General features: G+C 64.5%; 14 protein-coding genes. 5 read left to right on the top strand and 9 right to left on the bottom strand.

Features of this window, described 5'->3' with window-relative positions; all coding sequences use genetic code 11:
• Positions 1–56: 56 nt before the first annotated feature.
• The 6 genes from deoA to V1479_RS03605 all read right to left on the bottom strand — a co-directional run bounded on the left by deoA (position 57) and on the right by V1479_RS03605 (position 6488).
• Complete coding sequence (deoA, locus tag V1479_RS03630) at positions 57–1376, bottom strand: thymidine phosphorylase (RefSeq protein WP_368801705.1); 1320 nt, start codon at positions 1374–1376, stop codon at positions 57–59.
• A gap of 252 nt (positions 1377–1628) precedes the next feature.
• Positions 1629–2435, bottom strand: coding sequence for a purine-nucleoside phosphorylase (locus V1479_RS03625; protein WP_368801704.1), 807 nt, complete (start codon positions 2433–2435; stop codon positions 1629–1631).
• Positions 2432–2824, bottom strand: a complete 393-nt coding sequence (gene cdd / locus V1479_RS03620) for a cytidine deaminase (RefSeq protein WP_368801703.1) — start codon at positions 2822–2824, stop codon at positions 2432–2434. Before cdd ends, V1479_RS03625 begins: the two co-directional genes overlap by 4 nt.
• 22 nt (positions 2825–2846) lie before the next feature.
• Positions 2847–3818, bottom strand: coding sequence for an ABC transporter permease (locus tag V1479_RS03615; RefSeq protein WP_368801702.1), 972 nt, complete (start codon positions 3816–3818; stop codon positions 2847–2849).
• A gap of 1 nt (position 3819) precedes the next feature.
• A complete protein-coding gene (locus V1479_RS03610; RefSeq protein ID WP_368801701.1) occupies positions 3820–4959 on the bottom strand; it encodes an ABC transporter permease in 1140 nt (379 codons plus the stop codon).
• Positions 4956–6488, bottom strand: coding sequence for an ABC transporter ATP-binding protein (locus V1479_RS03605; RefSeq protein WP_368801700.1), 1533 nt, complete (start codon positions 6486–6488; stop codon positions 4956–4958). The genes V1479_RS03610 and V1479_RS03605 overlap by 4 nt, the downstream gene beginning before the upstream one ends.
• A 146-nt stretch (positions 6489–6634) precedes the next feature.
• Between V1479_RS03605 and V1479_RS03600 the strand changes: the two genes are divergently transcribed.
• The 3 genes from V1479_RS03600 to V1479_RS03590 are packed head-to-tail and all read left to right on the top strand — an operon-like array spanning position 6635 to position 8447.
• Positions 6635–7810 (top strand): iron-containing alcohol dehydrogenase, encoded by a 1176-nt coding sequence (locus V1479_RS03600; protein ID WP_368801982.1) that lies wholly within the window; start codon positions 6635–6637, stop codon positions 7808–7810.
• Entirely contained in the window at positions 7807–8244 is a 438-nt protein-coding gene (locus tag V1479_RS03595; protein WP_368801699.1) for an acyl-CoA thioesterase, read from the top strand. The genes V1479_RS03600 and V1479_RS03595 overlap by 4 nt, the downstream gene beginning before the upstream one ends.
• Complete coding sequence (locus V1479_RS03590) at positions 8241–8447, top strand: SlyX family protein (RefSeq protein WP_173188064.1); 207 nt, start codon at positions 8241–8243, stop codon at positions 8445–8447. The genes V1479_RS03595 and V1479_RS03590 overlap by 4 nt, the downstream gene beginning before the upstream one ends.
• Positions 8448–8475: 28 nt before the next feature.
• On the opposite strand, the gene V1479_RS03585 is transcribed toward V1479_RS03590, so the two are convergent.
• Positions 8476–9273 (bottom strand): DUF4394 domain-containing protein, encoded by a 798-nt coding sequence (locus V1479_RS03585; protein WP_368801698.1) that lies wholly within the window; start codon positions 9271–9273, stop codon positions 8476–8478.
• Positions 9274–9453: 180 nt separating this feature from the next.
• Between V1479_RS03585 and V1479_RS03580 the strand changes: the two genes are divergently transcribed.
• Both V1479_RS03580 and V1479_RS03575 read left to right on the top strand, forming a co-directional pair.
• Positions 9454–10005 carry a sigma-70 family RNA polymerase sigma factor gene (locus V1479_RS03580; RefSeq protein WP_368801697.1) on the top strand — a complete coding sequence of 184 codons (552 nt, stop codon included), beginning with the start codon at positions 9454–9456 and terminating at the stop codon, positions 10003–10005.
• Positions 10002–10772 (top strand): anti-sigma factor, encoded by a 771-nt coding sequence (locus V1479_RS03575; RefSeq protein WP_368801696.1) that lies wholly within the window; start codon positions 10002–10004, stop codon positions 10770–10772. Before V1479_RS03580 ends, V1479_RS03575 begins: the two co-directional genes overlap by 4 nt.
• On the opposite strand, the gene V1479_RS03570 is transcribed toward V1479_RS03575, so the two are convergent.
• Entirely contained in the window at positions 10741–11961 is a 1221-nt protein-coding gene (locus V1479_RS03570) for an MFS transporter (protein ID WP_368801695.1), read from the bottom strand. The genes V1479_RS03575 and V1479_RS03570 overlap by 32 nt on opposite strands.
• A 120-nt stretch (positions 11962–12081) precedes the next feature.
• A complete protein-coding gene (locus V1479_RS03565; RefSeq protein WP_173188075.1) occupies positions 12082–13077 on the bottom strand; it encodes a BMP family lipoprotein in 996 nt (331 codons plus the stop codon).
• Between the last annotated feature and the right edge of the window lie 210 nt (positions 13078–13287).

The following is a 13287-nucleotide window of genomic DNA, read 5'->3' as shown; positions in this document are numbered from 1 at the left end:
TTTAATTAGAATGCGCCAGCTTGACTGTCAACCGATCGGTTTAATGTTTTCCGAACTCAGCTTGAGAGCGCGATGCGGCGGATAACTGGCCGAGGCATACGCGGCCTGCCCTCGCCCAGCGTGTAGGCGGCATGAACCGCCGCTTCCGCCTGGTCCGCGTCGGCTTCATTGCGCGCATGGACGATCGCCAGCGCGTCACCCTTGGCGATGTCAGTGCCGACCGGCGCGAGCGCCGTGATGCCGACAGCATGGTCGATCACGTCTTCCGGCTTCGTGCGGCCGCCGCCGAGCGCAACGACGGCGATGCCGATGTCGCGCGATGCGATTGCCGTGACGAAGCCCGACTTACCGGACTTCACCGGCCGTATGACGGGCGCCTGAGGCAGATAGGTCTGGTACTTCTCAACGAAATCCGCCGGGCCGCCCAAAGCCGAGACCATGCGGCCGAAGACGTCGGCAGCGCGACCAGACGAGAGCGCGTTGCCGGCAAGGCTCTCGGCCTGACGGTGGGTGGATGCGATGCCGGCCGCGAGCAGCATCTCGGCCGCAAGCGCCAGCGTCACCTCCTCCAGCCGGCGGTCGCGGGCGCGGCCGGTGAGGAAATCGACGGCATTGGCAACCTCGACGGCGTTGCCGGCAGCACTTGCCAGCGGCTGGTTCATGTCGGTCATCAGCGCCGTGGTCGGCAGGCCGGCGCCGTTCGCCACCGCGACCAGGCTTTGCGCGAGCCCGGAGGCACTCTTCTTCGTTGCCATGAAAGCGCCATTGCCGGCCTTCACGTCGAGCACCAGCGATTGGAGCCCGGCAGCAAGCTTCTTCGACAGGATGGACGCGGTAATCAGCGGGATCGATTCGACGGTGCCGGTCACGTCGCGAATGGCATAGAAGCGCTTGTCGGCGGGCGCCAGATCGGCCGTCTGGCCGATCACCGCGCAGCCCACCTCGCGCACCACCTTGCGGAACAGCGCCTTGTCGGGCTGACTGGCATAGCCGGGGATGGCATCCATCTTGTCGAGCGTGCCGCCGGTGTGGCCAAGCCCCCTGCCGGAGATCATCGGCACATAGGCGCCGCAGGTCGCGACGATCGGGGCGAGCATCAGCGAAACGTTGTCGCCGACGCCGCCAGTCGAATGCTTGTCCGTCACCGGGCCGGGCATGTCCGACCAGTCAAGCACCGTGCCGGAATCACGCATCGCGAGCGTCAGCGCGACGGCTTCGTCGCGCTCCATGCCGTTGAGGAAGATCGCCATGCCGAGCGCCGCGACCTGCCCCTCGGAGAAGGAACCGTCGGTAAGGCCGGCTACGAAAGCGGCGATCTCATCGGGCGCCAGCGGCTGCCGATCACGCTTTTTCCTGACGATTTCCTGAGGGAGCATGGTCAGCGCTCTTGAAGGGCGACGTGGCGCGTTAAGTTGCCCACGCACAAAGCATGGCGTTCGACGTTGCCCCCCTCTGGCCTGCCGGCCATCTCCCCCACGAGGGGGGAGATCGATCGGCCGCGCGGCTTTCGCCAATCGCCGACGTTGCAGAAGGAGCGGTGAACGTGAAACTGCCGATCTACCCCCTCGTGGGGGAGATGGCCGGCAGGCCAGAGGGGGGCGCGAGAGGATGCCTTCATATCCGCTCGCCTACCCGTCCACCGTCCCGTCGGCAAACATCTTCTTCAGGATCGTTGCGAGACGCTGGCCGCCGAGCGGTGCCATCTCCTTCGTCTCGTCATGCGAAAGCTCGCTGCCGGTCATGCCGGCGGCGAGGTTGGTGATGACGGAACACGCGGCCACGCGCAGGCCGAGGAAACGCGCGACGATCACCTCCGGCACGGTCGACATGCCCACTGCGTTGGCGCCCATGATGCGCGCCATGCGGATCTCCGCCGGCGTTTCGAAGGATGGCCCGGAGAACCACATGTAGACGCCCTTGTGGAGCGCCGTGCCCGTCGCTTCCGCGGCCTTCTCGAATGCGGCGCGCATGCCGGCGTCGTAGGCTTCGGTGAGCCCGACGAAGCGTCTATCGGTCGGCTCGCCGAAGAGCGGGTTGGTGCCGGAAAAATTGATGTGGTCAGTGATCAGCATCACCGAGCCGGGGCCCATATCGGGCTCCAGCGAGCCGGCCGCGTTGGTGAGGATCAGTTTCTCGATACCGATGCCGGTCAGCGCCTCCAGTGCCGGCCGCATCGCTGCGGGATTGCCGTGCTCATAATAGTGGGCGCGTCCGGCCAGCATGATGACAGGCGTGCCGCCGAGGTCACCGGCGACGAGCTGTCCGGCATGGCCGGTCACGCCGCTGTGCGGAAAGACCGGCAATTCGGCATAGGGAATGCGCACCGCGTTCTCGACCTCGTCGACGAGGCTGCCCAACCCGGAGCCCAGAACCAGCGCCGTCTTGGGCGTGCGCCCCTCCAGCGCCTCGGTGATCTTCGCAATGGTGCGGTTCATTTGAGGATGTCTCCGGCAAAGCCCAGCGGCAGAATCTCGCCCATGGTCAGTGTCTGGACGACACCCGTTTCGTCGCACAGGTGAAGCCATGCGTCCGGCCCGGCGAACTCGGCTAGCCGCTGGCGGCAGCCGCCGCAGGGCGTGATGCGCGGCATCTTTTCGGCGACCACCGCGATCTCGGTGATCCTGCCGCCACCACCCATCACATAGTGGCCGAGCGCCGTCGTTTCCGCGCACCAGCCCTCGGGATAGGACGCGACCTCGATGTTCGCGCCGGCGAAGATGCGCCCGTCTTCGGTGCGGAGCGCGGCACCGACCGGAAATCTGGAATAGGGCGCATGGCACTTCGCCATCGCTTCGCGCGCGGCAAGGAAAAGATCATGCGACATGGCGGCACTCGAACAATTTCACTCAACGCTCCTTCACATAGGGCACGCCGCCGGCGCGCGGCGGGATCGCCTTGCCGATGAAACCTGCAAGCAGGATCACGGTCAGCACATAGGGCAGCGCCTGGAAGAACTGCACCGGCACACGGCCGACCAGCGGCAAGGGCGTGCCCTGCAGGCGGATCGCCAGCGCATCGAGGAAGCCGAACAGCAGGCAGGCAAACATCGCCGGCACAGGCCGCCACTTGGCGAAGATGAGGGCTGCAAGCGCGATGAAGCCGCGACCGGCGGTCATGTCCTTGACGAAGCCGGCATTCTGCGTCAGCGCCAGATAGGTGCCCGCGACGCCGCAAAGGGCGCCGGTGATCAGCACGGCGCGATAACGCAGCCATGTGACCGAGATGCCGGCGGTGTCGACCGCCGCCGGGTTTTCACCCACTGCGCGCAGGCGCAGGCCAAAGCGGGTGCGGAACAGCACCCACCATGTGGCGAAGACCATGAAGAAGGCGAAATAGGCGAGGATCGATTGGCCGGAAATCAGCTCGTAATAGACGTAGCCGACAATCGGAACATCGCGCACGGCCTCGGCAAACGGAAGGGTGATGGCACCGAAGCGGCTGTCGCCGCCGAGCGATGGGGTGCGACCGCCCTGGCTGAACCAGGCCTGACCGAGAATGATGGTGGAGCCGGCAGCTATGAAGTTGATGGCAACGCCCGAGACGATCTGGTTGCCGCGATGGGTGATCGAGGCAAAGCCGTGAACGAGCGCCAGGAACCCTGAAACCAGGATCGCCGCGCCGAGCCCATACCACGCGGAGCCGTAGACGGCTGCAGCCGCGCCGGCGGCGAACGCGCCGGCCAGCATCTTGCCTTCGAGACCGATGTCGAAGATGCCGGACCGCTCGGAATAGAGACCAGCGAGGCAGGCCAGCAGCAGCGGGATCGACAGGCGGATCGTCGAGTCGAGGATGACGACGAGGGTGTTGAAGAACTCCATCTCAGGCGTCTCCCTGCCGGGCAGCGGTCACGCCCATGGACTTCGGACTGAGGCTTGCAAACAGAGCCTGTACCGAGGGCCGGAACATGTGCTCGAGCGCGCCGGCAAACAGGATGACGAGGCCCTGGATGATGACGATCATGTCGCGGCTGATGTTGGGCATCTCGAAGGCGAGTTCCGCGCCGCCCTGGTAAAGCATGCCGAACAGGATGGCGGCCGGAACGATGCCGGCAGGATGCGAGCGGCCCATCAACGCCACGGCGATGCCGACGAAGCCCGCGCCGGTGACGAAATCGAGCTGAAGCCGGTTTTGGTCGCCCATCACCGGGTTGAGGGCCATCATGCCGGCGAGCGCACCGGAGATCATCATGGTGATGATGATGATACGCGCCTCGCCGATGCCGGCATAACGCGCAGCCTTGGGGCTGAAGCCCTGGGTGCGAATCTCGTAGCCCAGCTTCGTGCGCCAGATCAGCAGCCAGACGAGGAAGGCGCAGAGCAGCGCCAGCAGAAACGATATGTTGAAGGGCGATGAGCGCACGGTGAAGCCGAACGCCTCCATCAGCCAGTTGAGCTTGGGGAGCTGCCCGCCATCGAGGAAGGTGCGGGTCTGCGGCGCCATCGACCCGGTGGGCTTGAGCACGCCCACCAGCAGATAGACCATCAGGCTGGCGGCGATGAAGTTGAACATGATCGTCGTGATGACGATATGCGAGCCGCGCCTGGCCTGCAGATAGGCGGGAATGAAGGCCCAGGCCGCACCGATGGCCGCCGCGCCGAGAATGGCGAGCGGAAAAGTGAGCCACCAGGGCAGGATGGAATCAAACGCCAGACAAACCAGCGCGACGCCGAGCCCGCCGACATAGGCCTGCCCCTCGCCACCGATGTTGAACAGGCCGCCGTGGAAGGCGACCGCGACAGCAAGGCCGGTGAAGATGAAGCTCGTCGAATAATAGAGCGTGTAGGCGATGTTGCGACCGCCGCCGAACGCGCCCTCGACCATGATGGCGGCTGCCCGGAAAGGGTTCTCCCCCACCAGCAGCACGACCAGCCCCGCGACCGCGAAGGCGACGACGAGATTGATGACGGGGATCAGTCCATAGTCGGCCCAGGCCGGAAGCTTTGCGTAGGGCGCGCTCATTCCGCGGCCTCCTGTTGTTCGACGCCGGCCATGAGCAGGCCCAGTTCGCCTTCGCTGGCCTCGCCGTCGCGCTCGCCGACGATGCGACCGTCGAACATGACGAGAATGCGGTCGGACAGCGAGCGGATTTCGTCCAGCTCCACCGAGACCAGCAGCACGGCCTTTCCGGCGTCGCGCATGTCGATGAGGCGCTTGTGGATGAACTCGATGGCGCCGACGTCGACACCGCGCGTCGGCTGGCCGACGACCAGAACGCCCGGGTCCTTCTCCATCTCGCGCGCCAGCACGATCTTCTGCTGGTTGCCGCCGGAGAAATTGGCCGTCTTCAACCGCTCGTTGGCGGGGCGGATGTCGTATTTCTCGATCTTTTCGCGCGCATCGGCGCGGATGGCCTCGATGTCGAGAAAGGGCCCTCGCAAATACTGCTTGTGGTCGTGATAGCCGAGGATCGAGTTCTCATATTCCTCGAACGGCAGGACGAGGCCGACATAATGCCGGTCCTCCGGAACATGGGCGAGCCCCCTGTCGCGCAACTCGCCGGGGTCGGCCAGCCCGGTCACGTCGATCGGCTTGCCGTCGAGCATGACGGTGCCGGATTCGGCGCGGCGGATGCCGGCGATGGTTTCAAGAAGCTCGGACTGGCCGTTGCCGGCAACGCCTGCGATGCCGACGATCTCGCCGGCGCGCACGTCGAAGGAGACCTCGTTGACCATGGTCACGCCGCGCGAATCCTTCACCGTCAGGTTCTTGACCGAAAGCTTGAACTCGCCGGGTTTGGCTGCGCCCTTCTCCACCTGTAGCAGCACGCGACGCCCGACCATAAGCTCGGCCAATTCCTCGACCGTGGTTTCGGCGGTCTTGCGCGTGGCAACCATCTGGCCCTGCCGCATGACCGAGACGTTGTCGGTGATGGCCATGATCTCGCGTAGTTTGTGCGTGATCAGGACGATGGTCTTACCCTCGTCCTTCAACTGGGCGAGGATACGGAACAGATGGTCGGCCTCGGCCGGCGTGAGCACGCCGGTCGGCTCGTCCAGGATCAGGATCTCGGCGCCCCGATAGAGCGCCTTGAGGATTTCCACGCGCTGCTGCAGGCCGACAGGCAGTTCCTCGATGATCGCGTTGGGATTGACTTCGAGGCCGTATTCCTTCTCCAGCCGCACGAGTTCCGCGCGCGCCTTGGCGATGGAGGAGCCCAGAAGCGCCTCGCCTTCCGCGCCGAGAATGACGTTTTCCACAACGGTGAAATTCTGCACCAGCATGAAGTGCTGATGGACCATGCCGATGCCGGCCGCGATCGCGTCGTTCGGCGTGCCGATCTGGATCGGCTTCCCCGACACGCGAATCTCGCCGCTGTCGGCCTGATAGAAGCCGTACAGGATCGACATCAGGGTCGACTTGCCCGCGCCGTTCTCGCCGATGATGCCGTGAATGGTGCCGCGCGGAATCTCGAGATGGATGTCCCGGTTGGCGTGAACCGCGCCGAAACTCTTGTTTATGCCGACCAGTTCGATCGCAGCTTCTGCCATGCGCCCGATCAACCCCTCTGGAACTTTGTTTTTATCGTTTGGTCAAGACATCTAGCATGGCGATTTCCGCCTTGCCAATGCGCTCAACTTGCCACAATCCCGGTTCACTCTCGACAAATCAGCGCGCCCTTGTCAATTTCGACGGCATGGATACCCACGCCTTTGCCCCCTTCACCTTCAACACAACCCCATCCGTGATCTTCGAGCCGGGGGCCGCGCGCCGGTTCGGCGCGCTCGCCGGCCGCAAGCTCGGACGGGTGGTGCTGTTCGTCACCGATCCCGGCCTGCGCAAGCTCGGGCTTTGCGACAATGCGATAACATCGCTGGAGGCGGAGGGTGCGACCGTCACCATTTTCGACGCGGTCGAGGCGGACCCTTCGCGCCAGACACTTGAAAAGGCGGTGGAAGCAGGCCGTACTGCAGGCGCCACGGGTCTCGCGGGTTTCGGCGGCGGATCGTCGCTCGACGTCGCCAAGCTCGCCGCCCTGCTGATCGGCTCCGGAGAGGATCTCGACACGGCCTGGGGCGTGGCGCAGGCCAAAGGGCCGCGCCTGCCGCTGGCACTGGTGCCCACCACTGCGGGCACCGGATCGGAGGTGACGCCGGTCTCCATCATCACCGTTGGCGAGGAAGAAAAGCGCGGCGTGTCCTCGCCAATCATCTTGCCCGACATCGCGGTTCTCGACGCCGAGCTGACACTGGGCCTGCCGCCGGCAATTACCGCCGCGACCGGCATCGATGCCATGGTGCACGCGATCGAGGCCTATGCGTCCAGGAACGCCAACAACAACCCGCTGTCGCGGATGCTGGCCCGTCAGGCGCTGCAATTGCTGGGCGCCAACATCGAGACGGCCGTACTCGACGGCACCAACATCGAGGCGCGCGGCGCGATGCTGCTGGGCTCGATGCTGGCGGGCCAGGCCTTCGCCAATTCGCCGGTGGCCGCGGTGCATGCGCTTGCCTATCCGATCGGCGGCACGTTCCACATTCCGCATGGGCTTTCCAACGCGCTGGTGCTGCCGCATGTGCTGCGCTTCAACGCGCCGGATGCGGCGCATCTCTATGCGGAGATCGCGGCCGATGCATTTCCGCAGCTCGCCGCCGAGGACGGCGTGCAAGGTCGCTGCGCGGCCTTCATTGAGGAACTGGCGAGGCTGTCGCGCAATGTCGGGCTGCAACCGCGATTGCGCGATGTCGGCATCGGCGAGGAGCATTTGGCCAAGATGGCTTCAGACGCGATGAAGCAGCAGCGCCTGCTGGTCAACAATCCGCGCGACGTAAACGAGGCCGACGCGCTGGCGATCTATCGGGCGGCGTGGTGAGCGAGCGCCCCACCCCATCGAGCCGCGGCGACTACCGCGCGTTCCGCACGATTGCGACGCGCTGGATGGACAATGACCTCTACGGCCACATGAACAATGTGGTGCACTATTCGCTGTTCGACACGGCGGTGAATGGCTGGCTGATCGAACAAGGCGTACTCGACATCCACAAGGGCGAGCAGATCGGGCTGGTCGTGGAAACCGGCTGCCGCTATTTCTCGGAGATGGCGTTTCCCGACATGGTCACGGCCGGCATTCGGGTGGCCCGGCTCGGCTCGTCGTCGGTGCGCTACGAAGTCGGACTTTTTCGCAACGAGGAGCAGACGGCGGCTGCCGAAGGCTTCTTCATCCACGTTTATGTGGATCGCGCAACGCGCCGGCCGACGCAGCTCGATCCCGGTCTGCGCGCCGCTCTGGAAGGCATCACGGCATGAGCGACGAGGCGCGCCTGACCCAACTCGAAATCTTGGCGGCCGAGCAGGAGAAGACCATTTCGGAGCTGTCGCAGGAGATCGCCGAACAGTGGAAGACGATCGACAAGCTGCAGCGCAAGCTCGACGCCTTGACCGAACGTTTCCTGGAACTGGAAGAACAGGCTTCACCGGACGTGCCGGTGACGAAGCCGCCGCACTGGTAGCGGCGGCTTCGCAGGTTGGGATACGAACTTACATGGCCGGCAGGATGGCGATGTCGCGCAGCGTGCCGTCGAGGCCGCTGAATTCGGACTCCATGGTTGCTGCACCACTTTCCACATTGACGGTGTAGAGGCCGTTGCCGGCGGCAAGCCAGAGAACGTTGTCGTCGATGGCGCGCACCTCGAAATCGATGGCGTAGTGATCGGCGCCTTCGATACCGAGCATGCCGATGGTGGCCAGCGTGCCGTCATTCGGTGCCGTCTGGCGCAGCAGCGCACCCAACGACGCGTCGATGTCCCACATCGAGGTCTTTTCCGGCTTGTCCAGCCCGTTGGTGTAAGCGGTCGCCACCACGTTGGGCGTGGCTTCGGCATTCGCGTCGCCGGCCTCGAACTTGAGGCTCCCGTCGACAGTCGCAGCGCCGGTCTCGACATCGATGCGCAGATTGGTGCCATCCGAGCCCATCAGGCGAAGCTTGTCAGCGACCGGGTTGAAGTTGACGCTGGCGGTCACGCCGTCAGGCAGCTTCTCCGACAGCTCGGCACCCATGGTAGCAGCGCCGCTCTCCAGGTCGATCGTCACGATCATGCCGTTGCCGTCGACGCCGTAGAGCATGTTGTTCGAAGGACGAACGTCGATACCCATCAGGCTATCGACGCCTTCAACCTCGACGCTGCGCGTGACTTCGGCATTGTCGGTGTCGAACCACACGAGGGTCTTATCGCCGACAAGGCCAACAGCGGGCGCTGCGGTGGCCGCTGCAGTCAGCGCGATGAACGATGCGCCAGCGAGCGTGGAGCGGATGATTGTCCGGGTAGTGGGCTTCATGGCTTGTCTCCTCTAGATGTAAAATGGCGTTGGCGGCACATGTCCGCATTGTGGTTACCCACGAGGCACGCCTGCTGGATGCAGCGACAGCAATTATTTTTTGTCTTGTTTGCATCGTTCGGAGGATTTCATGTGTAATCTGCATAACAGGCTGACCAAGGCGAGGAGAGCAGTCGCTGCATGACCGCGGACAATCATGACGATGCGTGTACCCTTCTTTTGGGGCGGGTTGCCGCTGGAGAGCGCGGCGCGCTGGCAGAGCTCTTCAAGATCGAGGCCGGTCGCCTCGTGGCCGTGGCGCGCCGCATCGTGCGCCGCGCGGACCTCGCCGAGGAAGCGGTGCAGGAAGCATTCGTGACAATCTGGCGCAAGGCGACGCTTTTCGATCCAGGCCGCGGCTCCGGCCGGGTCTGGATGACCACGATCGTCCGCAACCGCGCCCTGAACATGATCCGCGACGGGCAGCGGATGGAATTCGTCGAGCCGCAGACGCTTGCCGCGCTGGGCGATGCCGGTGGGGAGGCGGATCTCGCCTATGAGGCACTGCCAGCAGCAAGCGACCTGCGGCGCTGCCTGGACCAGCTTGAACCCGTACGCCGCCGCTCCATCGTCCTGGCCTATGTCGGAGGTTTCACCCACGGTGAAATCGCAGGGCGGCTGAAGGCGCCGATCGGCACCGTGAAGGCCTGGATCAGGCGCGGCGTCATCGCGTTGCAGGAGTGCATGTCATGAGTCGCGAGGAACGCATGGCGCGTGCCGGAGACTATGTGCTTGGCCTGATGGACGAGAAGGAGCGCACGCGCGCTGAACGCGACATGGAGGTCGATGCGGAGTTTCGCGACTGCGTCATCCATCTCGCCGAACGCTTCCATGCCTTCGACAAGGACGTGGCGCCCGCCGAGGTTCCCGGCGATATGTGGCAGACGGTTGCCGCGCGGATTGCCGACATGCCGCAGATGACCGCGGCAGACATCGCCCGTGAGCGCCTCGATTTGACAACCTTGCAAGCGCCCGACCCCAGCCGCAAGGGGATACTCCAGTTGAAGCGGCCCTACGCACACCAGTCCGCCGGTTGGCGCGGGGGACTGATCGCCGCCTGCCTGATCGGGGCACTGGGCGTCGGCTATCTGTCCGGGCAGGCGATGGGACCTGCGCCCGAGCCGGTCGTCGTCGTCGTGCTGGCCGATGAAGACAATGCGCCGGGCGCTTTCGTCGAAGCCTACGGAAACGATGCCGTCCGAATCGTTCCGCTGGTCGATTTCGAGGTGCCGCAGGGCAAGACCCTCGAAGTCTGGACACTTTACGACCGCGAGGTCGGCCCGGTGTCTCTCGGGACATTCGGACGCTCTACCGAGATCACCCTGCAAGGGCCCGACCAGCCGACGCCCCGGCCGGAACAACTTTACGAGATCACGCTTGAAGACGCGCCCGGCTCGCCGGTCGGCCGTCCGACCGGACCGATCCTGGTCAAGGGGTTCGCGGTGCGTCCGCCACGCTAGCTTTCGCTGCCGGGTATCGGCTCAGAATAGGAAGCATGCAGGCGAGGCCCACAACGGCCACCGCCGACAGGAACCATCCGAAGCCGGACCAACCGGACGCCTCGACCACGGATGCCGCCAATGGTGGGCCGAACACGGTGCCGAGGCCGCCAGCCTGGCAGACGAGACCGATGGCCACGGGAACCGAGCCGTCGCGAGGCGTAATGAAAGGAATTGCCGCGAACTGCGCGGACGCCACCAGAGCGCCCGAGATTGCCAGCGCCAAGACCGAAACTGTCGCAAGCACAGGGTCCGCAAGCGTGAAGGCCGGAACCGCGGTTGCTGCACTGACAGCGAAGCCGAACACGGCAAGCCGCGCCATGTAGCCCGCGCCTCTACCTCTCACCAGGACGCTGGCGAGAATGTTGCCGACGGGCACGCTCAGCGCGACCACGCCGGCGGAAATGAGGAAATGCGCGCCATCGCCGGCCACGAAGGTTGGCATGAAGGTGAACATGGAGACGGACAGGACCACGAACGCGCCGAATGCGACGGCCACCAGCACGACCGGCAGCGACAAGGTCTTCGACACGCCGCCCGTCGCGCCTGCCGGCGCGGAAACCGCAATGCCGCTGACGAGCCAGAGCGCGCCGGCGGCCAGAACGACAAACAGCAGCACCATGACAAGCAGGTAGGCCGGGGGCGCGTAGAGTGGCAGCATCGCCAGCGCGATAAAATCCGACGTTGCGAAACCCAGCGGGACGAACCCGCTCCAGATCGCCAGCACCGGCCCCTTCCAGTTGACCGGGGAGATGTCGGCGAGAATGGCCGGCAACGCCACACACAGGGCAAGATAGCCGACAGCCTCGACCAGCCTTGCCGCAAAGATCGCAACGGGTGTTTCCGCCAGCGCGAGCGCGATACCACCTGCTGCCAGGAGCAGTGCACCGGTCAGGATGGAACGCTTGAGGCCTATCCGGTCGATGAACCAGCCCGCGGGAAGAGCGGCCAACGCAATGAAAATGCCGAGGATCGCCGCCAGCCAGCCGGCCTCGACCAGCGAAAACCCGACCTCGTTGCGATACCAGGGAATGAGCGGCGCGATCTTGCCGAGCTGCGCGCCTGTCAGCACACCTGCAAGCAGGATGAACACGATCGCCGCAAGGCGCGGCGCGATTGCATGGGAGGGGCGGAAGGAATCAGAGCTCATTGCGGGCCACGATAGGCAATGAACGGCGGTCGGTCATTGCACAGAGCGCGAAAACTCATGCGCCAAAAGAAAACCGCCGGGCTCGCGCCCGGCGGTTCGCTGCAAGACTTCCGTTCCCGATCAGTACGGGCAGGAATTGTCGCTCATGAAGTCGTGGACCTCGATCTCGCCGGCGATGATCTTCGCCTTGGCTTCCTCGACGGCGGCCTTCATCTCGTCGGTGATGAGCTTCTCGTTGTTTTCATCGACGGCATAGCCGACGCCGTCCTCGGCGAGGCCGAGCACGTTGATGCCGGCGCTGAACTCACCCTTCTGGGCGTCCGTGAACGCATTGTAGACGGCAACGTCGACGCGCTTGAGCATCGAGGTCAGCACGCTGCCGGGATGCATGCCGTTCTGGTTGGAGTCGACACCGATACCGAGCTTGCCGGCGTCCGCCGCAGCCTGAAGGACGCCAACGCCCGTTCCGCCCGCCGCATGGTAGATAACATCCGCGCCCTGATCGATCTGCGAACGAGTGATTTCACCGCCGCGCGTCGGATCGTTCCAGGCTGCCGGCGTGTCGCCGGTGTAGTTGCGGATGACGGTGGCTTCCGGGTTGGTCTCCATCACGCCCGATGCGTAGCCGCACTCGAACTTGCCGATGAGCGGGATCTGCATGCCGCCGACGAAGCCGACCGTTCCAGTCTCGGATGCCATCGCGGCCAGCACGCCGACAAGGTAGGAACCTTCCTGTTCCTTGTAGACGACGGAGCGCACATTCGGCTTGTCGACCACCATGTCGATGATGGCGAAATCGGTATCCGGGAACTCCTCGGCGACGATTTCGAGCGCGGACGCCCACGAAAAACCGGCCATGACGATCGGGTTACGGCCATCCTCGGCAAAGCGGCGAAGCGCCTGCTCGCGCTGGGCGTCATTCGAGATTTCGAACTCGACATATTCGATGCCGGTTTCGGACTTGAACTTCTCGGCGCCGCCGAACGATGCCTCGTTGAACGACTTGTCGAACTTGCCGCCGAGGTCGAACAGAAGACCCGGCTTGATATCTTCCTGCGCGAATGCCGTAGCGGTCATCGCGGTGGCGGCCAGAAGGCCGAGAACAAAACGCTTCATATGATCCACACCCTGTCGGTTGCTTTTTTGGCTTCACGACGCGAGCTGCCGGCTTGCAACAAGCGGCTACCCCCGTCCGGCAGGGGTTTGAGCCCCCGCTCAGATTTTACTGTTGCACGAGCGTTGCAAAAACTCACGCAGAATTTTGACCTTTTGGATAAGAGCAGGAGCACCGGAAACCAAGTGGCTCCGGCGCTCAGCCTTACGCGG

Source organism: Neoaquamicrobium sediminum (assembly GCF_040970315.1).
Taxonomy (GTDB): Bacteria; Pseudomonadota; Alphaproteobacteria; order Rhizobiales; family Rhizobiaceae; genus Aerobium; species Aerobium sediminum.
Note: the sequence above shows the minus strand (reverse complement) of the source record. Positions and strands in the feature narration are given on the sequence as shown.